16 protein-coding genes and 4 tRNA genes are annotated in these 19,749 nt (G+C 53.2%); 19 read left to right on the top strand and 1 reads right to left on the bottom strand.

Annotation, left to right across the window (positions count from 1 at the left end):
• The first annotated feature begins 8 nt into the window (after nt 1–8).
• The 5 genes from PMI32_RS16160 to PMI32_RS16180 all read left to right on the top strand — a co-directional run bounded on the left by PMI32_RS16160 (nt 9) and on the right by PMI32_RS16180 (nt 2,201).
• Nucleotides 9–84, top strand: a tRNA-Asn gene (locus PMI32_RS16160).
• A 9-nt stretch (nt 85–93) separates the two neighbouring features.
• Nucleotides 94–170: transfer RNA gene (locus PMI32_RS16165), tRNA-Pro, on the top strand.
• A 5-nt stretch (nt 171–175) separates the two neighbouring features.
• Nucleotides 176–251 (top strand) — tRNA-Lys (locus tag PMI32_RS16170).
• Between the two features lie 95 nt (nt 252–346).
• Nucleotides 347–423: transfer RNA gene (locus PMI32_RS16175), tRNA-Pro, on the top strand.
• 152 nt (nt 424–575) lie between these two features.
• Nucleotides 576–2,201, top strand: coding sequence for a methyl-accepting chemotaxis protein (locus PMI32_RS16180; protein ID WP_008028783.1), 1,626 nt, complete (start codon nt 576–578; stop codon nt 2,199–2,201).
• Nucleotides 2,202–2,262: 61 nt separating this feature from the next.
• On the opposite strand, the gene PMI32_RS16185 is transcribed toward PMI32_RS16180, so the two are convergent.
• Nucleotides 2,263–2,661 (bottom strand): HvfA family oxazolone/thioamide-modified RiPP metallophore, encoded by a 399-nt coding sequence (locus tag PMI32_RS16185; RefSeq protein WP_008028781.1) that lies wholly within the window; start codon nt 2,659–2,661, stop codon nt 2,263–2,265.
• A 552-nt stretch (nt 2,662–3,213) separates the two neighbouring features.
• Here PMI32_RS16185 and wbpA point away from each other — a divergent pair.
• The 14 genes from wbpA (at nt 3,214) to PMI32_RS16245 (ending at nt 19,747) form a co-directional block, all read left to right on the top strand.
• Nucleotides 3,214–4,518: a UDP-N-acetyl-D-glucosamine 6-dehydrogenase gene (wbpA, locus tag PMI32_RS16190; protein ID WP_177318883.1), complete on the top strand. Its 1,305-nt coding sequence runs from the start codon at nt 3,214–3,216 to the stop codon at nt 4,516–4,518.
• Between the two features lie 17 nt (nt 4,519–4,535).
• Nucleotides 4,536–5,486, top strand: a complete 951-nt coding sequence (gene wbpB, locus PMI32_RS16195) for a UDP-N-acetyl-2-amino-2-deoxy-D-glucuronate oxidase (protein WP_008028776.1) — start codon at nt 4,536–4,538, stop codon at nt 5,484–5,486.
• Nucleotides 5,487–5,493: 7 nt separating this feature from the next.
• Nucleotides 5,494–6,078, top strand: coding sequence for a UDP-2-acetamido-3-amino-2,3-dideoxy-D-glucuronate N-acetyltransferase (gene wbpD / locus PMI32_RS16200; protein ID WP_008028775.1), 585 nt, complete (start codon nt 5,494–5,496; stop codon nt 6,076–6,078).
• Nucleotides 6,075–7,166: a DegT/DnrJ/EryC1/StrS family aminotransferase gene (locus PMI32_RS16205; RefSeq protein WP_008028773.1), complete on the top strand. Its 1,092-nt coding sequence runs from the start codon at nt 6,075–6,077 to the stop codon at nt 7,164–7,166. The genes wbpD and PMI32_RS16205 overlap by 4 nt, the downstream gene beginning before the upstream one ends.
• A gap of 14 nt (nt 7,167–7,180) precedes the next feature.
• Nucleotides 7,181–8,155 carry an SDR family NAD(P)-dependent oxidoreductase gene (locus tag PMI32_RS16210; protein WP_008028770.1) on the top strand — a complete coding sequence of 325 codons (975 nt, stop codon included), beginning with the start codon at nt 7,181–7,183 and terminating at the stop codon, nt 8,153–8,155.
• Nucleotides 8,156–8,237: 82 nt separating this feature from the next.
• The gene (gene asnB / locus PMI32_RS16215) at nt 8,238–10,115 is read left to right on the top strand and encodes an asparagine synthase (glutamine-hydrolyzing) (protein ID WP_008028767.1); all 1,878 of its coding nucleotides are present in this window, start codon (nt 8,238–8,240) and stop codon (nt 10,113–10,115) included.
• A 3-nt stretch (nt 10,116–10,118) separates the two neighbouring features.
• Complete coding sequence (locus tag PMI32_RS0128835) at nt 10,119–10,952, top strand: class I SAM-dependent methyltransferase (RefSeq protein ID WP_008028765.1); 834 nt, start codon at nt 10,119–10,121, stop codon at nt 10,950–10,952.
• On the top strand, nt 10,952–12,124 hold the full coding sequence (locus PMI32_RS16220) for a glycosyltransferase family protein (RefSeq protein ID WP_008028763.1): 1,173 nt from the start codon (nt 10,952–10,954) through the stop codon (nt 12,122–12,124). The genes PMI32_RS0128835 and PMI32_RS16220 overlap by 1 nt, the downstream gene beginning before the upstream one ends.
• On the top strand, nt 12,117–13,523 hold the full coding sequence (locus PMI32_RS16225; RefSeq protein ID WP_008028761.1) for an oligosaccharide flippase family protein: 1,407 nt from the start codon (nt 12,117–12,119) through the stop codon (nt 13,521–13,523). The genes PMI32_RS16220 and PMI32_RS16225 overlap by 8 nt, the downstream gene beginning before the upstream one ends.
• Nucleotides 13,507–14,382 carry an NAD-dependent epimerase/dehydratase family protein gene (locus PMI32_RS29730; protein WP_008028760.1) on the top strand — a complete coding sequence of 292 codons (876 nt, stop codon included), beginning with the start codon at nt 13,507–13,509 and terminating at the stop codon, nt 14,380–14,382. The genes PMI32_RS16225 and PMI32_RS29730 overlap by 17 nt, the downstream gene beginning before the upstream one ends.
• Nucleotides 14,375–15,532, top strand: a complete 1,158-nt coding sequence (locus PMI32_RS16230; RefSeq protein ID WP_050550349.1) for a glycosyltransferase family protein — start codon at nt 14,375–14,377, stop codon at nt 15,530–15,532. The genes PMI32_RS29730 and PMI32_RS16230 overlap by 8 nt, the downstream gene beginning before the upstream one ends.
• Nucleotide 15,533: 1 nt before the next feature.
• Nucleotides 15,534–17,417 carry an asparagine synthase (glutamine-hydrolyzing) gene (asnB, locus tag PMI32_RS16235; RefSeq protein ID WP_032828739.1) on the top strand — a complete coding sequence of 628 codons (1,884 nt, stop codon included), beginning with the start codon at nt 15,534–15,536 and terminating at the stop codon, nt 17,415–17,417.
• Nucleotides 17,414–18,616 (top strand): glycosyltransferase family 4 protein, encoded by a 1,203-nt coding sequence (locus PMI32_RS16240; protein WP_008028753.1) that lies wholly within the window; start codon nt 17,414–17,416, stop codon nt 18,614–18,616. The genes asnB (PMI32_RS16235) and PMI32_RS16240 overlap by 4 nt, the downstream gene beginning before the upstream one ends.
• 21 nt (nt 18,617–18,637) lie before the next feature.
• Nucleotides 18,638–19,747: an NAD(P)/FAD-dependent oxidoreductase gene (locus tag PMI32_RS16245; protein WP_008028750.1), complete on the top strand. Its 1,110-nt coding sequence runs from the start codon at nt 18,638–18,640 to the stop codon at nt 19,745–19,747.
• Nucleotides 19,748–19,749 lie beyond the last annotated feature (2 nt).

Below are 19,749 nucleotides of genomic sequence, written 5' to 3'. Positions count from 1 at the left end.
TATGTAGTTCCGTGATAGCTCAGTCGGTAGAGCAAATGACTGTTAATCATTGGGTCCCAGGTTCGAGTCCTGGTCACGGAGCCAATTTCAAACCGGGGTATAGCGCAGTCCGGTAGCGCGCCTGCTTTGGGAGCAGGATGTCAGGAGTTCGAATCCCCTTACCCCGACCATTTTTGGGTCGTTAGCTCAGTTGGTAGAGCAGTTGGCTTTTAACCAATTGGTCGTAGGTTCGAATCCCACACGACCCACCATTTTTGAAACCAGTTAACGCTGGAATCGAATCTTAAGATCAGACGCCAAAAGCTCTGTTCGCAGAAGGCGCCTTTTAAAGGTGCCTTTTTTTTACCGGGGTATAGCGCAGTCCGGTAGCGCGCCTGCTTTGGGAGCAGGATGTCAGGAGTTCGAATCCCCTTACCCCGACCATATTAAAAATCCTCGTATCGAAAGATACGGGGATTTTTTTTGCCTTTGAAAAAGCCGAATCCTTTCAAGTCATCGTACAACTAGCCGATAACGAGCTGTCGGGGCGCACTCGCGACCTCCCATTCAGGCCAACAACAAGAAAGGCACTCGTTATGTTTCTTCGTCAGCTGAATATTGCCCCTCGTGCTGCGCTGGGTTTTGCCTTGATTGCCGTGCTGGTGGCGTTGCTCGGAATATTTGCCCTGGGGCAGATGTCGAGCATTCGCGAGAGCGAGGTGGCGGTGGAGAAGCAATGGCTGCCGAGCATCCGTGGTGGTGATGAGATCCGCGAGCTGATGCTGCGCATCCGTACCATTTCCTTGCGCATGGCACTGGATCAAGACCCAAAGAACATTCCAACCTACCGTGGCCAGATGGACACCCGCGACAAGGAGCTGAGCGAGAAGATTGCGGCTTACGACAAACTGGTCGACACCGCTGAAGGCCAGGCCTTGTACGACCAGTTCAAAACCACCTTCGCCGCCTATCGCACCGGCATTGCCCAGTCGTTCACCCTGGCCGAGCAAGGTCGCCGTGACGAGCTGACCAAACTGCTGTTGATCGACATGAAAACCGTGGTCGATGGTTCCGGCAAGCAGCTCAATGACCTGGCGGAACTGTTCGCCAAACAGGTCGCCGTTGAAAGCCAGAAATCCGCAGCGCACTACGAAACCTCGCGATCCATCGTCAGCCTGTTCATCGCACTCGCAGCGCTGGCGACTGTCGGCCTGGCGATGTTGCTGACTCGCAGTATCGTCCGTCCGCTGAACGAAGCACTGAGTGCGGCGGAAAGCGTGGCGCAGGGTGATTTGACCCGACCTATCGCGACCCATGGCAATGACGAAGTGAGCCGTTTGCTCAAGGCGCTGGCGACCATGCAGCAGAACCTGCGGGAAACCCTGCAAGCCATCAGTGGCTCGGCGACGCAACTTGCTACGGCGGCAGATGAGCTGAACGCCGTCACCCTCGACAGCACCCAGGGCCTGCAACAACAGAACGACGAGATTGAGCAAGCCGCCACTGCGGTCAACGAAATGACCTCCGCCGTCGAAGAAGTTGCGCGCAACGCAGTGTCGACCTCCGATGCCACTCGCCAGTCCAGCGAGTCGGCGCATCTGGGGCAGGAGCGGGTCAGCGAAACCGCGAGTGCCATCAGCGCCCTGGCCAATGATGTGCAGCACACCGGCGAGTTGGTGCAGTCACTGGCCAATCAGTCTCAAGACATCGGAAAGGTGCTGGATGTGATTCGGGCCATTGCCGAGCAAACCAATCTGTTGGCGCTCAACGCTGCAATTGAAGCGGCGCGTGCGGGTGAAAGCGGGCGCGGTTTTGCGGTGGTGGCCGATGAAGTGCGTGCGTTGGCGCATCGCACGCAGCAATCGACTCAGGAAATCGAACAAATGGTCCAGGGCATGCGCAGCGGTTCGAGCCTGGCGCTGGACTCGATGAATGCCAGCGCTTCCCGTGCTGCCGAAACTCTGGTGATGGCGAAGCGGGCGGGTGACGCATTGCAGACGATCACTGCATCGGTTCACGAAATCCACGAGCGCAACCTGGTGATTGCCAGTGCAGCGGAAGAGCAGGCTCAAGTGGCCCGGGAAGTGGATCGCAATCTGGTGAACATTCGTGATCTGTCGGTGCGTTCCGCTACCGGTGCGGATCAGACCAGTGCCTCCAGTCATGAGCTATCGAAACTGGCCAATGCGTTGCAAGGGATGGTGCAGCGTTTTCGGGTGTAAATGTGCCTGACATGAAAAAGCCGCGCTTTTCGAAGGAGAAGCGCGGCTTTTTTATTGAGACTTAGGCGCCGTCTTGATCTTTCAGGTGTTCGAACAGGCCTTTTGGCATTTTTTTGCCATTGGCTTCGTAGTTAGCTTTCACGTTATCGAACGCTTCTTGTTCGTCGATGAAGCCGTCGTGGTTGGTGTCGATCTTGTCGAAATTGGACTTCGGCGCGACTTTGAGGAATTCAGCGCGGGACACCTTGCCGTCACCGTCGGTGTCGGTTTTTGCCATCGACGCATCGCCACACTTGCCTTCGCCACATTTGCCTTCGGGGGTTTTCACCACCTGTTCGGCCGAGGCCAGCAGATAGCCTTGGGTCAGAGGCTGCGAGGCGAAAGCGGAGCCAGTCAACATCATGCCGCCAGCGAGGACTGTGCCGAGCAAACCGATAGTGTTCTTGGTGGTACGGGACATTTCAAATCTCCTGGGTTGCGCGACACAACCACTCGATAAAGGTTGCCACGTAAGTGTGGCGTTAACCGAGGCGGGCGGGGTGCCTTGTTCGGATGTGGCCATTTAGCGGGCGAGGTGTATCGCTACTGTGTCGCGCAAGGGGAAGTTTGTAAGCGAAGGGCAGAAATCAGGGGGGGAGATACAGTGAGACACAGAAGTGTCTGTCGGTCGGATAGCACACCTTCATCATCAATTGCCTTAAAGCCATGCCTGGAGATAAGTGGCATAATGCGCTTTTTTTCGGTTGCCAGTCTTGGGGAGCACCCTGCCTGGCAATCCTGGTCATGGTCCCGCAGCGGTTACACCGTGCTGGAGGGCAAGCAACACTCTGTAAAGGCGGGCTTTGTAAGTATGGACGGCTGTTCGGATCACGCTATCCAACCAGCGAACGCTTGCCCGGAAATACAAAACAGATAGGCGAACAAAAACATCGACAATGGGTGATGAGTCCCGATTAGTTGAAGTGATAAACGTTTAAGAATTAGTTAATGGGAGTTTTACCTGATGTCGGACATGAAACGGGCGAGTGTTGGCAAGTTCAAAAGCAGAGAGGCTCTAATTGGTATCGTTGGGCTAGGTTACGTCGGTCTGCCTCTGATGTTGCGCTACAACGCTATTGGCTTTCGTGTGCTAGGCATTGATATCGATGAGGCTAAGGTTTCCCGCCTGAATGACGGGCAAAGCTATATCGAGCATATCCCTGCAGATAAAATTCAGAATGCCCGTCAAAGCGGCTTCGAGGCCACCACGGATTTCCAGCGCGCAAGCGAATGCGACGCCTTGATCCTGTGTGTGCCAACCCCTCTGAACAAATACCGTGAACCGGACATGAGCTTCGTGATCAACACCACGGAAGCGATCAAGCCATATTTGCGCGAAGGTCAGGTTGTCTCGCTGGAGAGCACCACCTATCCGGGTACCACGGAAGAAGAACTGCTTCCGCGCGTTCAGGAAGGCGGGTTGAAGGTCGGTGAGAACATCTTCCTGGTCTATTCGCCAGAGCGTGAAGATCCGGGCAATCCAAACTTTGAAACTCGTACTATTCCGAAAGTGATCGGCGGGCATACCCCAGCTTGCCTGGACGTCGGTATCGCATTGTACGAGCAGGCGATTGACCAGGTTGTACCGGTCAGCTCCACCAAGGCGGCCGAGATGACCAAGTTGCTGGAAAATATCCACCGTGCGGTGAATATTGGCCTGGTCAACGAGATGAAAGTGGTCGCCGATCGTATGGGGATCGATATTTTCGAGGTGGTCGATGCCGCTGCGACCAAGCCTTTCGGCTTCACTCCTTACTACCCAGGGCCTGGGCTCGGTGGGCATTGCATCCCGATCGACCCGTTCTACCTGACCTGGAAAGCTCGCGAGTACGGCTTGCACACGCGCTTCATCGAACTCTCCGGTGAGGTCAACCAGGCCATGCCCGAGTATGTCGTCAGCAAGTTGATGGACGGCCTCAACAACAACTGCAAGCCGTTGAACGGCAGCAAGGTGTTGGTGCTCGGTATTGCCTACAAGAAAAACGTGGACGATATGCGCGAGTCGCCTTCCGTCGAGATCATGGAACTGCTTGAAGCCAAAGGCTGCGTGGTGGCTTACAGCGACCCGCATGTACCGGTCTTCCCGAAGATGCGTGAGCACCATTTCAATCTGTCCAGCGAAGCGCTGACCGCTGAAAATATTGCGAGCTTCGACGCCATTGTTCTGGCCACCGATCACGATAAATTCGACTATGAGCTGATTCGCCAACATGCACGGTTGGTGGTCGACAGTCGCGGCAAGTACCGCACCCCTGAAGCTCATATCATCAAAGCCTGATTGCTGGAGTGTTCCCTTTGAAACGTTTCGCCCTTATCGGCGCTGCCGGTTACATCGCCCCACGGCATATGCGCGCAATCAAAGACACGGCTAACGAGTTGGTGTCGGCTTATGACATCAATGATTCCGTGGGGATCATTGACAGCCTGTCTCCGCAGAGCGAGTTCTTTACCGAGTTCGAGCGTTTCATCGAACACGCCTGGCAGCTCAAGCGCGATCCGGCGACTGCCCTGGACTACGTCGCGGTCTGCTCGCCGAACTACCTGCACCATTCGCATATTGCGGCGGGCCTGCGCCTTGGCTGTGATGTGATTTGCGAGAAGCCGCTGGTACCCACTCCTGAAATTCTGGACGAACTGGCCAGGGTCGAGCGCGAGACGGGCAAGCGCGTATACAACATTCTGCAACTGCGCCATCACCAGGCCATTCTTGATCTCAAGGAAAAAGTTGCCGGTGAAGCTCGCGACGGTAAGTACGATGTAGAACTCACCTACATCACTTCGCGGGGCAAGTGGTACATGGAGAGCTGGAAAGGCGATCCGCGCAAGTCTTATGGTGTTGCGACCAATATCGGCGTGCACTTCTACGACATGCTGCATTTCATCTTCGGCAAGCTGCAGCGTAACGTTGTGCACTTTGCCAATGACTACAAAGCCGCTGGCTACCTGGAGTATGAAAAGGCGCGTGTGCGCTGGTTCCTCTCCATTGATGCCGAGGATTTGCCGGACTCGGTCAAGGGTAAAAAACCGACCTACCGTTCCATCACCGTTGATGGTGATGAGATGGAGTTCTCCGAAGGCTTCACCGACCTGCACACCACCAGCTACCGGGAAATTCTCGCTGGCCGTGGCTACGGCATCGAGGATGCGCGTCACTGCGTGGAGACCGTGAATACCATTCGTTCGTCCGCCATCGTTACGCCGCAGAACGATGAGGGCCACCCTTTCCTTGCAACCCTGAAGCGCTGAGGCAGGCATGAATTATCAGATTCATCCTTCCGCGATTGTCGATGACGGTGCGCAGATTGGTGACGACTCACGGGTGTGGCACTTTGTGCATGTCTGCAGCGGCGCGCGTATCGGCAGAGGCGTGTCCCTCGGGCAGAACGTCTTTGTCGGTAACAAAGTGCTCATCGGGGACAACTGCAAGATCCAGAACAACGTGTCGGTCTACGACAATGTGACCCTGGAAGAGGGCGTGTTCTGTGGGCCGAGCATGGTGTTCACCAACGTCTACAACCCGCGTTCATTGATTGAACGAAAGAGTGAGTACCGGGACACCCTCGTCAAAAAAGGCGCCACCCTGGGTGCCAACTGCACCATCGTCTGCGGTGTCACTATCGGTGAGTACGCGTTCGTCGGTGCCGGTGCCGTGATCAACAAGTCTGTGCCGGCCTATGCCTTGATGGTCGGTGTGCCGGCTCGGCAAATCGGCTGGATGAGCGAGTTCGGTGAACAGTTGGACTTGCCGCTGGAAGGCGATGGCGTTGCTATTTGCGAGCACAGTGGTGCGCGTTACGTATTGAGCGCTAAGACGCTCGTCAAGGAGGCCGGGCAATGATCGAGTTTATTGACCTCAAGATCCAGCAAGCCAGAATCAAGGACAAGATCGATGCTGGCATCCAGCGTGTCCTGGCTCATGGGCAATACATCCTCGGCCCGGAAGTGGCTGAACTGGAAGAACGGCTTGCCGCTTTTGTCGGGGCCAAACATTGCATCACCTGCGCCAATGGCACCGATGCCTTGCAGATTGCCCAGATGGCGTTGGGCATCGGCCCGGGCGATGAAGTGATCACGCCGGGCTTCACCTACATCGCTACCGCAGAAACGGTTGCGCTGCTGGGTGCCAAGCCGGTCTATGTCGACGTTGATCCGCGCACCTATAACCTCGACCCGGCACTGCTGGAAGCGGCGATCACACCGCGCACCAAAGCCATCATTCCGGTCTCTCTGTATGGGCAATGTGCAGATTTCGGCGCGATCAACGCCATCGCTGCCAAATACGGCATCCCGGTGATCGAGGATGCGGCGCAGAGTTTCGGTGCCAGCTATAAAGGCAAGCGCTCCTGCAACCTGACCACCATCGCGTGCGCCAGTTTCTTCCCGAGCAAGCCGTTGGGCTGCTACGGCGATGGTGGTGCAATTTTCACCAACGATGATGAACTGGCCAAGCTGTTGCGGCAGATTGCCCGCCATGGACAGGATCGCCGCTACCATCACATTCGCGTCGGTGTGAACAGCCGGCTTGATACGCTGCAGGCTGCGATTTTGCTGCCCAAGCTGGAAATCTTCGAAGAAGAGCTCCAACTGCGTCAGCAGGTGGCAGATCGCTACGCGACGCTCCTCGGCGAGGCTCGGATTGCCGCTCCTTATGTCGAGGCATACAACACTGGCGCATGGGCCCAGTACACCGTTCAAGTCGATGAGCGCGATACTGTCCAGGATCGTCTGAAGCAGGCCGGTGTTCCTACTGCTGTTCATTACCCGATTCCGTTGAACCGCCAGCCGGCAGTCAAGGATGAACAGGCACATTTGCCGATCGGTGATGCCATTGCCAACCGGGTGATGAGCTTGCCAATGCACCCCTATCTTGGTCTGGCTGACCAACAATTCATCTGTGAATCGCTGTCGGCCGCCACCCGCATTTGAATGGAGTACGTCGCATGAAAGTCCAAGGTTCTAAAATTCTGGTTATCGGTGGTGCCGGTTTCATCGGTAGTTTCGTTGTCTCGGAACTGTTGAAGGCCGGCGCCGCGCAAGTCGTCATCTACGACAACTTCGCCCGTGGCAAGGTCAGCAACATCGCTGAACAACTGAAGGATCCGCGCTGCAGCCTCTACGCCAACGGCGGCGACGTACGCGAAATCGATCTGCTGAACGATGCAATGAAAGGCATGGACGGCGTTATCCACCTTGCCGCCATGTGGTTGCTGCACTGCAAGGACTTCCCGCGGACAGCATTCCACGTGAACATCGAAGGTACTTTCAACGTACTTGAGGCGTGTGTTCAGAACAATATCAAGCGTCTGGTCTACTCCTCCTCTGCCTCCGTTTACGGTGATGCGGTGCAGGTACCAATGACCGAAGATCACCCGTTCAACAACCGTAACTTCTACGGCGCCACCAAAATCGCTGGCGAAGCCATGTGCCACGCCTACCACGATCGCTTCGGCCTGAGCTATGTCGGCCTGCGCTACATGAACGTTTACGGCCCGCACCAGGACCAGACCGCGGCTTACACCGGCGTAATCCCGATCATGCTCAACAAGATCGATGCCAACGAAGGTCCGGTCATCAACGGCGACGGCACCCAGGCTTACGACTTCATCTACGTGGAAGACGTCGCACGTTGCAACGTGCAGGCGCTTGAAGCTGAAGTCACCGATCAGTTCTACAACGTCGGTACCGGCGTGCAAACCAGCATCAAGGAACTGTGCGACGGTATCCTCGACTTGAAACAGTCCGACCTGGTTGTCGAGTATCGCCCTTACAGCGCCGACGACGCGCGCCGCATGGTGCAAAACCGTATCGGCTGCCCGAAAAAGGCGGCAGAAGATCTTGGCTTTACCTACAAGTACGAACTGCGTGAAGGCTTGCAGAAGCTGATCGATTGGCGTGCAGAGCACGGCGTGGAGTGAGTTGAGTAGCCTTTTTAAGTTAAGGCTATGAGCGTTTCTAACGTTATTTGCTGAGTTTTTATAAAGTCGGAGTTTTGACCTGATGTGTGGTATCGCCGGACTGATACACCTTGATAACAACCCGGTATCGCCTGCAATTCTGCAGCGTATGACTGACGCCATCGCCCATCGAGGGCCGGATGGTGAAGGGCATTGGATCGAGGGCAATATTGGTCTCGGCCATCGCCGCTTGGCAATTATTGATCTCTCGCCGGCTGGCCACCAACCGATCGCTTCGGTTTCTCAGCGATATGTGATGGTGTACAACGGCGAGGTCTATAACTACCGCGAGTTGCGCACGGAGCTCGAGACACTGGGTTACCAGTTCCGTTCTCGGACCGATAGCGAGGTAGTGCTCAACGCACTGATTGCCTGGGGCGTGAAAGCGCTTGAGCGATTCAATGGGATGTTCGGTCTGGCACTGTGGGACCGGCAGGAGCAAACCCTGCTACTTGCGCGTGATCGCTATGGGATCAAGCCTCTGTACTATTCGATGCAGGGGCAGACCCTGGCATTTGGTTCCGAGCAAAAGGCGATTCTTGCCATCCCTGAGTTTCGACGCAGTCTGGACAAGGAAGCGCTGCTGGAATACTTCACTTTCCAGAATATCTTCACCGACAAGACTTTGCTCAATGACGTAAAGCTAATGCCGGCTGGCCATTACGCAGTGCTGGATCTCAAGCGTAAGTCACCCTCTCTGCAATTTACTCAATACTGGGACTATGACTTTTGCGAGCCAAAGCTTAAAGCCAGTGATGAAGAGTATCGCGAGGAGCTTGATCGTCTGTTCAAGCAGGCCGTCAACCGTCAATTAGTGACTGATGTAGAGCTTGGCAGCTATCTCAGTGGCGGCATGGACTCGGGTTCGATTACGGCTATTGCCGCCAAGTCCTATCCCTATATGAAGACCTTCACGTGCGGCTTCGACCTCAACTCAGCGTCTGGCATTGAGATGGGGTTCGATGAGCGTAGCAAGGCTGAGTACATGTCCTATCACTTCAAGACCGAGCATTACGAGATGGTCTTGAAGGCGGGGGATATGGAGAGGGTTTTACCCAAGCTGGCCTGGCATCTTGAAGAGCCGCGTGTTGGTCAGAGTTATCCGAACTATTACGCGGCGCAACTGGCATCCAAGTTTGTCAAGGTCGTGATGTCTGGGGCTGGTGGGGATGAACTCTTTGGTGGTTATCCATGGCGATACTACCGGGCTGTAGTGAACGATGATTTCGAGCAATACATCGACAAGTACTATCAGTTCTGGCAACGGCTTATTCCCAACGACCAGATCAAGCAGGTTTTCGCCCCGATATGGGATGATGTTAAACATGTCTCGACGCGAGATATATTTCGTGATGTATTCAAACATCACGCGGATAATCTCTACACGCCTGAGGACTACATCAATCATTCGTTATATTTCGAAGCCAAGACTTTTCTGCACGGCCTGCTTGTCGTTGAGGATAAACTCAGCATGGCTCATGGGCTCGAAAGCCGAGTGCCATTTCTAGATAACGATTTGGTTGATTTTGCAATGCGTTGCCCGGTTCATCTGAAGTTGAATAATCTTCAGGGTGTAGTGCGCCAGGATGAAAACCAGGTTGGGCATAAAACCGAAAACTATTTTTCGAAAACGAAAGATGGCAAGCAAATACTGCGGGATGTGATGAGCTCTTATATACCTGCCGATATTGCAAAGGCGGAGAAACAAGGATTTTCTGCCCCGGATGCCTCGTGGTTTAGAGGTGAAAGTATTGATTTCATCAAGGCGAAGTTGGCACCAAGCTCACCTATTTACAAGTATATGGATTTTGAAGGTGTCTCGGGTCTGGCCGAGCAACATTTTTCAGGTAGGGAGAATAAACGTCTACTTATTTGGTCGCTTATCTCTTTTGATAAATATTTAGAAGCTTTTGGGGCTTAATTTATGCTTCAGTGTATTGGCTGCAGTTCAGCTCTTCCCGCGGATGTAGAAGGTGATGCTGAATGCCATAAGTGCGGTGAGAAGTATTCTTTTTCTGAGAATTATGTCAGGTCGAATTTTGATCAGAAATTATTCGATAATTACAAAAAAGATTATCTTCTAAATAAAGTACTTAATAATAATGGATATATAAGTTATCAGTTTTTGCAGGAGGGGTCTATTTCTCTCCCTGATAGAGCCGACGTGGCGGGGTTTCGGGCGTTTCTGGATTCAAATAGTGCAGGTGGTGTCATTCTCGATGTCGGCTGTGGTGTTATGGCTCGTCCTGGCTACCTTGATTATGATAATGCCAAGTATACAAAGTTTATCGGTCTTGATCCGATAGATGATAACTCGTTCTTCGGGCTTCGATTGGTAGCTTGCAGCGAGTATATTCCTTTGGCTTCTGCATCGGTCGATACAGTTGTATTCGCTACTAGTATGGACCATGTGTGCAACCTCAAAAAAACCGTCGCGGAAAGCAACAGGGTTTTGAAAAAGGGGGGGCGAGTGGTCGTTTGGATGAGTGATCGCAGTATGAGTCTTACTGAGAGATGTAAGGATTGGCTGCGTCGCAGACTGAATTCCTGGAAAAAAGGTTACTCAGTAGATAAGTACTATGTGTACCCGAACTGGACCGTATTAGGTGTCCCTCCGGGAGGGGTTGACCCATTTCATAGTTTCTTTGAGACACCAGACAAGATCACAAAAATATTCTCTAAGGGCGGCTATAAGCTTGTTCAATCAGAGGCAAGGTCTAAAATGGAAGTTTTTCTGTCTTTTGAGAAAGTGCAGTAATGGTTAGATTTTTTAAGAACTTTATACTGATTTCCTGGGAAGTGTTTCTACTTCCCTTTGTGTTTTTGGCTGCCTTGTTGGCCAGGTTTGTTCCGAAGTCAGTGGAAATAGGCTTGGGGCCCGAGCCTTTAATTAATAATGTGTATCATGCGAAAGCATTGAAGTCCAAGGGGTGGCAGGCGGAGACTTTTGTCGACTCTTTGTATTTTATAACTAATGAGTTTGATGTAAAGCTTGTAAGTGCTAATAAGCTCGTGTCTCGTGCGATTCGGCTGAGTTTTTTACCGTACTTTTTTTCTATTTTTCGTTATAGGGTAATATATATCTATTTCAATGGCGGTGGTTTGTATGCTGCCAGGCTTTTGTGGGTTTTAGAGCCGTTTTTGTATCGTCTTGCTGGCGTGAAGGTGGTGGTTATGCCTTACGGAGGTGACGTGCAGGATATGCAAAAAAGTGGCGAGTTGTATTTTAAGCACGTAGTGGATAAAGATTATCCAAGGCATTTTCGTCGTCGTATGATTATTCGATGCAAAGTCTGGATGTGGTCGCTCTATGCGGATCATGTGATATCCGGTTGTGATTGGGTAGATTACATGCAGCATTGGGATACATTGTGTATCTCACATTTTTCTATTGATCTGGATAGTTGGGCCTCGAGTAGTGATGAGCCAAAATCTGGCCCGGTAAGAATACTTCACGCGCCAAATCATAAAAATATTAAGGGTACCCGCTTTTTTGAACTCGCGGTTGAACGCTTGAAGCGGATGGGGTATGAGGTTGAACTGATTATGGTTCAAGGAGTGCCAAATGCCGAGTTGAAAAAAATGATCAGTGATTGCGATATCGTTGCCGATCAGTTGGTGATTGGCTGGTATGCCATGTTCGCTATCGAAGCCATGGCTCTTGGCAAGCCTGTTCTCTGTTATGTTCGGGATGATCTCGAAGAATTGTATGTCAGGGCTGGGTTGCTCGAGCGCGGCGAGCTTCCGCTTATAAAATGCTCTCCCAAAGATCTTGATCAAGTACTTGAAAAGCTTGTTGTCGATCGTTTGGAACTGCAAGCGATTGGTGAGCGCGGTAGAGCCTACGTTGAAAAACGCCATTCACTTGATGCTATCGGTACGATGTTTAACGCTATCAACGAGAGTCTTGAGGTAAGAAGTAATGTATAGCGTTTTACGTGGTTTTTTTATTTACGGGATGGGGGAGTTTCTTTCTCGAGTTATAGCTTTCGGTTGTTTTCTGTTTCTCGCCAGTGCTTTGGTTAAGCAGGATTATGGCCTGATTGAAACGTACGTGGTTGCTATTGCTTTACTTTGTATTGTGTGTTCTTCAGGTCTCTCGAACGCACTTCAAGCTTTTTATTATTCTCGAGAAGAGTTTGCCGAGGTGTCAGAAGCCGTTCGGCTTTCCACAGGTCTTACGGTTTTTCTGATATGGCAAGTTTTTGCTTTTGCTGTTTTGTCACTGGTTTATTTTTTTCTAGGTCAGGATTATCCGGTTAATATTTTTATTTTGGCATTTTTTATTGCCTCGATGCTCGGTTTTACACAGTTAATTCAAGATATCTTCCGTTTGCGATTCCAGCCGTTCCGTTACTTGATGGCCAGTCTTTTTTCAAAAGGTATTGCAGCCATAGTTTCTCTTGCCTTTGTCATGGCAGGCTTTGGTGTTGAAGGTTATTTATATGGATATGCGTTAGCTCTTTTTTTTGTTGTGGCGGCTCTTTCATATTGGCTTCGTGGTGTTTTATTTAAAGGATTTAATTCGGACCTGGCGCGTAAAATGCTTCGCTATGGAATCCCGTTTATTTTTGTAGGTTTTGGAAGTTGGGTTTTTTCTTCGCTTGATCGCTGGATGCTTGCTTCCATGGTTGGGCTTGACTCGGTTGGGGATTATGCCTTCTCAGTCCGTATATCGTTTCTAGTTGGTTTCCTATCATTAGCGTTCGGGCAAGCTTGGGCGCCGTTAGTTTTTAAACTGAAGGAGTCTCGCCCTTCAGATTACGCTTCCATTTACGGGGAGGTTCTGCTTGTTTTCACTTTGTTAATGTCTTTGCTTGCCGCAGGGGTTTCTGTTTTTTCTGGTGACTTTGTTCACATGTTTTTCTCTGAGAAGTATGGCGATGTTGTACCTGGGATATTTATTCTCTCCTTTGCGTGTGTTGTTCAGTCGACAACCAGCTTTACCGCTATTGGTATTTCGCTGTCCAGAAAGACGTATTACTTTGCTTGGATGACATGGGGTGTAGCGCTGTTCAGTTTTATTCTTAATTTGTATTTGATTCCTAAATATTATTTTTTCGGGGCGATTATTTCAAATTTTTGTAGTATTTTTATCTTGACTGTTTGTTACTTTGTTTTTTCTCAGAAATTGTCTCCGATGAAGTTCAGGCTTATTGATGTCTTGTGTGCAGGCGGATTGGTAGTGACTTTGTTCGGTTTTTCGGCGCTATTTGTGTTTCAGATGAGTGATTTGTGGCTCGGTAAAGTTCTGTTTTTATTTTGTGCGCTTTTACTGGTGGCTGCTTTTTCTATAAGAGTTGGGAGGCGTTATGTCCATATTGCGTAAAACCGTTTTGTTGACAGGCGGGGGCGGGCTTTTGGGGCAGGCACTCGCTTCATCAGCTCCTGATGGGTGGGATATATACAGTGTGGGTAGAAATCTACCTCAATTGCCATCTGTCACCAATATTGAACTGGATCTGACAGACCCTGATTTTTGCGAACGTCTACCCGCCAAGGTGGATGCTATTGTTCATCTTGCACAATCTCGACGATTCAGAGAGTTTCCGGCAGGTTCGCTGGATGTGTTTGCGGTCAATTCGATTGCTACGCTTAAGCTTCTGGATTATGCACAGCGTGTTGGATGCAAGCAGTTTGTTTATGCCTCTACGGGAGGAGTCTATAAGCCGGTAGAAGGACTTCTTACTGAAAGTTCTCCAATACTGGATTGCGACTCGTCCAGCATTTACCCAGCCTCTAAAATTGCGGCTGAGATGATGCTAGGCGCTTATAAAAGCGTTATGAATGTAGCGATCTTGCGATTTTTCTTTATTTATGGCGAGGGGCAAGAAAGCACTATGCTTATGCCTAGGCTTGTGTCCAGTGTGAAAAATGGAGATCCCATTAATTTGGCAGGTGAAAACGGGTTTTCGTTTTGCCCGCTGTATGTAAGTGACGCGGTACATTTGGTTTCCTCTGTCGTAGAGTCTGAATACTCCGGCGTGTTGAACGTTGCGGGACCTAATGTCATGAGCTTGCGTGAAGTGTGTGATGTGATAGGCACTGCAATCGGACGAGAGCCTGTTTATAAGGTCCTTGATACGGCCCCTGTGAATTTTGTTGTTGACTCCTCTCGCCTGGAAGAAAAATTTGGACGGATGCATCACTCATTCGAAAGCGTCGTCGGTCGAGTCGTTAGTGAATAACCTCAGAGTGCTTCATGCCCCCAGTTCTGTGGGCGGCAACCCCCAGGCGCTCAGTCGAGCGCTGCGGATGCTGGGTGTGCGCAGTTATTCCCTTGTGGTGTCGCAGAATTACCTTGCCTACCCGGCAGATCTGGAGCTGCATCGCCCTGGGCAAAGTTTAGTGATGCGCGAGCTGAAACGGCTCTGGGCAATTCTGTTCTTGCTCCCGCGTTTCGATGTGATTCATTACAACGCAGGCACTACGCTGGCTAACGCCTATGCCTTCAGTTTCAGTCCGCGTCAGGGCGCAAGAGGTTTTCTGCGTCTTTTTTATGCGGGCTACTTGCGCACATTGCAGCGACTTGAAATTGCCTATGTGCGCATGCTGGGCAAGGCTGTATTTGTCACCTATCAGGGCGATGACGCGCGTCAGGGCGATTACAGTCGCGAACATTTCGCCATCAACATCGCCAGCCAGGTCGACGAGGGTTACTACTGCGCCGCTTCCGATGCCTTCAAACGGCGCAATATCAAGCTGCTTTCGAGTATTGCCCATCAGGTCTACTCGGTGAATCCCGACTTGTTGCATGTGCTTCCCGAAAGCGCACGTTTCACCCCTTATTCGCTTGTCTTTCTGGATGAGTGGGTGCCTTCCTATACCCAGGACCAGAACCGGCCTTTGCGTATTGTGCATGCGCCAAGCAACCGTAAGGTCAAAGGTTCGGATCTTATCCTTCGTGCACTGGACCGGTTGCGTGTTCAGGGTTTCGAGTTCGAGTTGCTGCTGGTTGAAGGCATGAGCAACGCCGAGGCGCGCAAGGTTTATGAGTCGGCGGATGTGCTCGTGGATCAGCTGTTCGCAGGCTGGTACGGCGGTTTGGCGGTGGAACTGATGGCGCTTGGCAAGCCGGTGCTCGTCTATATTCGGGATGAGGACTTGGGATTCATTCCGCCTGAAATGAAAGCTGATTTGCCCTTTCTCCAGATTACCCCCGTTACGGTAGAGGACGCATTGCGCGATTTATTGCTGATGCCGCGTGAGTCGCTGGTGGCACTCGGCAAGAGAAGCCGTGCCTTCGTTGAGCGCTGGCATGATCCCCTGAATATTGCTCGCGATATCAAGGAAGATTACGAAAATACCCAGGATTTGCATGTAGAGGTCGCCAAATAAGATGTGTGGAATTACAGGGGGATTCTGGCGGGCTGCACCTGCGGAGCTGGATCAACGAATCGATACTGCATTAGCCGCGATGCGTCTTCGAGGCCCGGATCACCAAGGCTTTGATCGTCATCCCGTCGGCGAGGGTGCGGTCGTTCTCGGCCATACGCGCCTCGCGATCATTGACCTTTCCAGTTCAGGTCAGCAACCGATGTACTCCGCCGATCAACGATTCGGGCTGGTGTTCAATGGCGAGATCTATAACTACCTCGAATTGCGGGTGGAGCTGGAGGCCCTTGGGGCACGCTTTCGCACGCATTCGGACACTGAAGTGTTGCTGGCCGCCTGGAGCCAATGGGGCAAAGCAGCGTTGCCTCGGTTCAAGGGCATGTTTGCCTTCGTGGTGTTTGATCGTCAGGAAAACTCACTGACCTGTGTTCGAGATGCATTCGGCATCAAGCCGTTCTTCTATGCGCTGGAGGATGGCGCGTTCATCTTCGGCTCAGAGCTACCCGCCCTGCGAGCGCTGAAGAGTCAGCGCTCAACGCTGAATTGGCAGCGTGCCTACGATTATCTGGTACATGGCGAATATGACTTTGGTCAGGAAAGCTTCATCGAGGGCGTGGTCAGCCTGCTTCCGGGTCAACTGCTGACTGTCGACCTGGCCACGCTCAAGGTGTCCAGTCCCGAGACCTGGTGGAAGCCTTCCATCGTACAGACCCAATCGATCAGCTTTGCCAGCGCCAGCGATCAGCTGCGGGAGATGTTTCTCGACAACGTGCGCCTGCATATGCGCAGTGATGTGCCGGTCGGCGCAGCTCTGTCCGGAGGTGTCGATTCTTCCGCAATCGTCTGCGCCATGCGTCACCTGGAACCGGACTCGGATATCAACACGTTCAGCTACATTGCCCGGGGCAGCGTCGTCAGCGAAGAAAGCTGGGTAGACAAGATCAATGCCCATGTCGGCGCCAAGGCGCATAAGGTGATTGTTTCTGGAGACGAACTGGCGGCTGATCTCGAAGACCTGATTGCCGCCCAAGGGGAGCCGTTCGGCAGCACGAGTATCTACGCTCAGTATCGCGTTTTCAGGAAGGCCAAGGAGCAGGGCATCACCGTGACTCTGGAAGGGCAGGGCGCCGACGAGAATCAGGGTGGCTACAGCGGTTATGCGGGGCAGCGTATCCGCAGTCTGCTGGAAAAAGGGCAGTACCGCGAAGCCTGGAGCTTTTTGAATCAATGGTCGCAATGGCCTGGACGTAGCCGGCTTGAAGGTCTGAAACGGGTTGTTGGCGAGTACAGTGATGGCCGCTTGCACGATCTGTTGCGAGGGCTTAACGGTATGGACAATTGCCCTGCGTGGATCCGCCCCGGCCCGCTGCGTGAAAGCGGTGTGCATCTTGGTTTTCCGAAGCATGCGCCACAGCAAAGCCTGTCGGGGCGACGCATGATGAGCACGTTGGCAACCTCGTTGAATACGCGTGGCCTGCTCGGCCTGCTTCGCCACGGTGATCGCAACTCGATGCGTTTCTCGGTGGAGAGCCGCGTACCGTTCCTGACCACTGACTTGTCCGACTTCATGCTGTCATTGCCAGAGGAATACCTGGTTTCGCCGGGTGGTGAGACCAAGCACCTTCTGCGCTCGGCATTGCGCGGGATCGTGCCGGCCGAGGTGCTGGATCGTCGTGACAAGATCGGTTTCGCGACGCCCGAGCAGCAATGGCTGATGGGCATGGCCGATACGCTGCGACCTTGGCTGGAAGAGGATCTGGGTCTGCCATTTCTTGACCAGGCCAAGTTGCTTGAGCATTTCGACGCAGTTGTTGCGGGGCGTCGCCCCTATACTTGGCAGGTCTGGCGCTGGGTCAACTTCGCCCGCTGGTACGGTAGCTTGCGATGAGTGAGTCATTACCACGGGTACTTTACCTGCATCCTGCCGCGGCATTCGGTGGCGCCTCAAAGAGCCTTATCGAACTGTTTACCCGATTGCACGCGCTGGGTGTGCAGGGCACGGTCGTGACACCTGACGGTCCGGTTTGCGAGGCTTTTGTCAAAGCCGGCATGGACGTACGCAAGGTCAAAGGGCTCAGCCAGTTCGACAATACGCGTTTCAGCCACTATCGCCGTCTACGCTGGATAATCCTGCTGCGAGAGGTCTTCCTGCTGCCGTTTTCATTGGCCGCGATCTGGCGCTTGCGCCACGAAAAGTTCGATTTATTGCACGTTAACGAAGTGACATTGCTGCCCTTGGCCATCGTTGCCAAATGGCTGTTGCGGGTGCCGATGCTGGTGCATGTGCGCTCCCTGCAACGCGCGCCGGGGTCCGGCTTGCGTACCCGGTTGGTCAATGCATTGTTGCGACGACATGCCGAGGCTGTCGTGCCGATCGATCATACGGTCGCAGCAACGCTACCGGCAGACTTGCCCCTGAGCATCGTGCACAACGGCCTTGGTATTGAAAACGACGTACAGACTCGGCCTTCGCGACACGCCGGGGAGCCCGTGCGTGTCGGGTTTCTCGGCGTTCTGATTCCGCTCAAAGGCATTTATGAGCTGATCGAGGCGATGCGTATCCTGAAGACGCGCAAGGTCAATATTGAGTGTCTGATAGCCGGGGAAAACGCTCGCAAGCTCACCGGGTTGAAGGCATGGGCGCTGCGCAAGCTGGGTTTTGCCGATGATGTGCGTGCCAATGTTGAACAGATGATCAGCGAACACGGATTGCAGGAACAGGTCCGTATGCTGGGGTTCGTCGCAGACGTCAGGTCGTTGTATCCGCAGCTCGATATTCTCTGCTTTCCCTCTCATCTGGATGCGGCTGGCCGACCCGTATTCGAGGCTGCGTTCTATTCGATTCCAAGCGTGGTGGCGGTGACAGATCCTGTGCCGGACGCGCTGTTGCACGAAGTGACCGGACTGGCAATCCCGCGGCCCGACCCGGAGCTGCTTGCCGATGCCTTGCAACGTTTGGCAGAGGACCACGTCTTTCGCCAGACACTGGGCCGCCAGGCTCGCCAGTGGGCAGAGGAAAACTTTGCGATCGAAGCCAACGCGCAGTTGATGCACGACGTTTACCTGCGTCTTCTTTCCAAATCCTGATTCTTACAAGGCACTCGCGATATGAGTTCTTACGATTGTCTCGTCATCGGCGCCGGTGTCATCGGGCTGGCCTGCGCTTCGCGCCTGGCGCGCTCCGGGCAGCGTGTGCTGGTGGTTGAAGAGGAGCGCTGGATTGGCTCGCATACCTCCAGTCGCAACTCGGAAGTCATTCACGCCGGCATCTACTACCCGCCCGGATCGTTGAAAGCACGTCTGTGTGTGGAGGGGCGCGATTTGCTGTATCGCTGGTGCGCGGACCATCATGTGGAGCATCGGCGGATCGGCAAATTGCTGGTCGCGGTGAACCCGGATGAAATCGCTGCGCTTGATGCCCTTCAAAAGAATGCGGTGCAATCGGGTGTGGACTCGTTGCAGGAAGTCAGTGCGGCGCAACTTCGTCAAATGGAACCAGCGGTCGCCGGCGTGGCGGCTTTGCTCTCGGCAGACACTGGCATTATTGATAGCCATGCCTACTTGCAGTCCTTGCTTGGCGACGCGCAACGACACGGTGCGGATCTGGCGCTGGAGACCCGAGTCTTGGGGTTACAGCACAATGGCGAGCACTGGCTGGTGGAGGGTGAGAGCTGCGGCGAGTCTTTCTCCCTGGATGTACAGCGGGTGATAAACGCGGCGGGGCTGTTTGCCAGTCAACTGGCGTCGCGCATCGACGGCCTTGAGGCGCGTCATGTGCCGCAAACCCGATGGTGCCGGGGGCGCTATTTTTCCTACAGCGGGCGTTCGCCATTTTCGCGTCTTGTGTACCCGATGCCGGAAGTGAACACGGCGGGCCTCGGCGTGCATGCAACGCTCGATATGGGCGGGCAAGTGAGATTCGGGCCGGATGTTGCCTGGACCGACACCATCGACTATCAGGTCGAAGAAGAACTCAGAAACGATTTTGCCCTGGCGATCCGTCGCTATTTTCCGGGGCTTGATCCGCAGCGCCTGACGCCCGGTTACTGCGGTATCCGACCTAAACTCTCCGGGCCAGGGCAGCCAGCCGCAGATTTCCTGATTCAGGATCCACAAACCCATAGCCTGCCCGGACTGGTTAACCTTTATGGGATAGAATCCCCGGGGCTGACTGCCAGCCTTGCCATTGCCGATCACGTTGCCAGGATCCTTGATTGAAT

It is taken from the genome of Pseudomonas sp. GM60, from assembly GCF_000282415.1.
Lineage (GTDB): Bacteria > Pseudomonadota > Gammaproteobacteria > Pseudomonadales > Pseudomonadaceae > Aquipseudomonas > Aquipseudomonas migulae.
Note: the sequence above shows the minus strand (reverse complement) of the source record. Positions and strands in the feature narration are given on the sequence as shown.

Bases quoted from the DNA above. Each gene is read 5' to 3' on its own strand.
- wbpA (WP_177318883.1), top strand. From the start codon at position 3,214: ATGAAACGGGCGAGTGTTGGCAAGTTCAAAAGCAGAGAGGCTCTAATT.
- wbpD (WP_008028775.1), top strand. From the start codon at position 5,494: ATGAATTATCAGATTCATCCTTCCGCGATTGTCGATGACGGTGCGCAG.
- PMI32_RS16210 (WP_008028770.1), top strand. From the start codon at position 7,181: ATGAAAGTCCAAGGTTCTAAAATTCTGGTTATCGGTGGTGCCGGTTTC.
- asnB (WP_008028767.1), top strand. From the start codon at position 8,238: ATGTGTGGTATCGCCGGACTGATACACCTTGATAACAACCCGGTATCG.
- asnB (WP_032828739.1), top strand. From the start codon at position 15,534: ATGTGTGGAATTACAGGGGGATTCTGGCGGGCTGCACCTGCGGAGCTG.
- PMI32_RS29730 (WP_008028760.1), top strand. From the start codon at position 13,507: ATGTCCATATTGCGTAAAACCGTTTTGTTGACAGGCGGGGGCGGGCTT.
- PMI32_RS16225 (WP_008028761.1), top strand. From the start codon at position 12,117: ATGTATAGCGTTTTACGTGGTTTTTTTATTTACGGGATGGGGGAGTTT.
- PMI32_RS16220 (WP_008028763.1), top strand. From the start codon at position 10,952: ATGGTTAGATTTTTTAAGAACTTTATACTGATTTCCTGGGAAGTGTTT.
- PMI32_RS16240 (WP_008028753.1), top strand. From the start codon at position 17,414: ATGAGTGAGTCATTACCACGGGTACTTTACCTGCATCCTGCCGCGGCA.
- PMI32_RS16180 (WP_008028783.1), top strand. From the start codon at position 576: ATGTTTCTTCGTCAGCTGAATATTGCCCCTCGTGCTGCGCTGGGTTTT.
- PMI32_RS16185 (WP_008028781.1), bottom strand. From the start codon at position 2,661: ATGTCCCGTACCACCAAGAACACTATCGGTTTGCTCGGCACAGTCCTC.
- PMI32_RS0128835 (WP_008028765.1), top strand. From the start codon at position 10,119: ATGCTTCAGTGTATTGGCTGCAGTTCAGCTCTTCCCGCGGATGTAGAA.
- PMI32_RS16245 (WP_008028750.1), top strand. From the start codon at position 18,638: ATGAGTTCTTACGATTGTCTCGTCATCGGCGCCGGTGTCATCGGGCTG.
- PMI32_RS16205 (WP_008028773.1), top strand. From the start codon at position 6,075: ATGATCGAGTTTATTGACCTCAAGATCCAGCAAGCCAGAATCAAGGAC.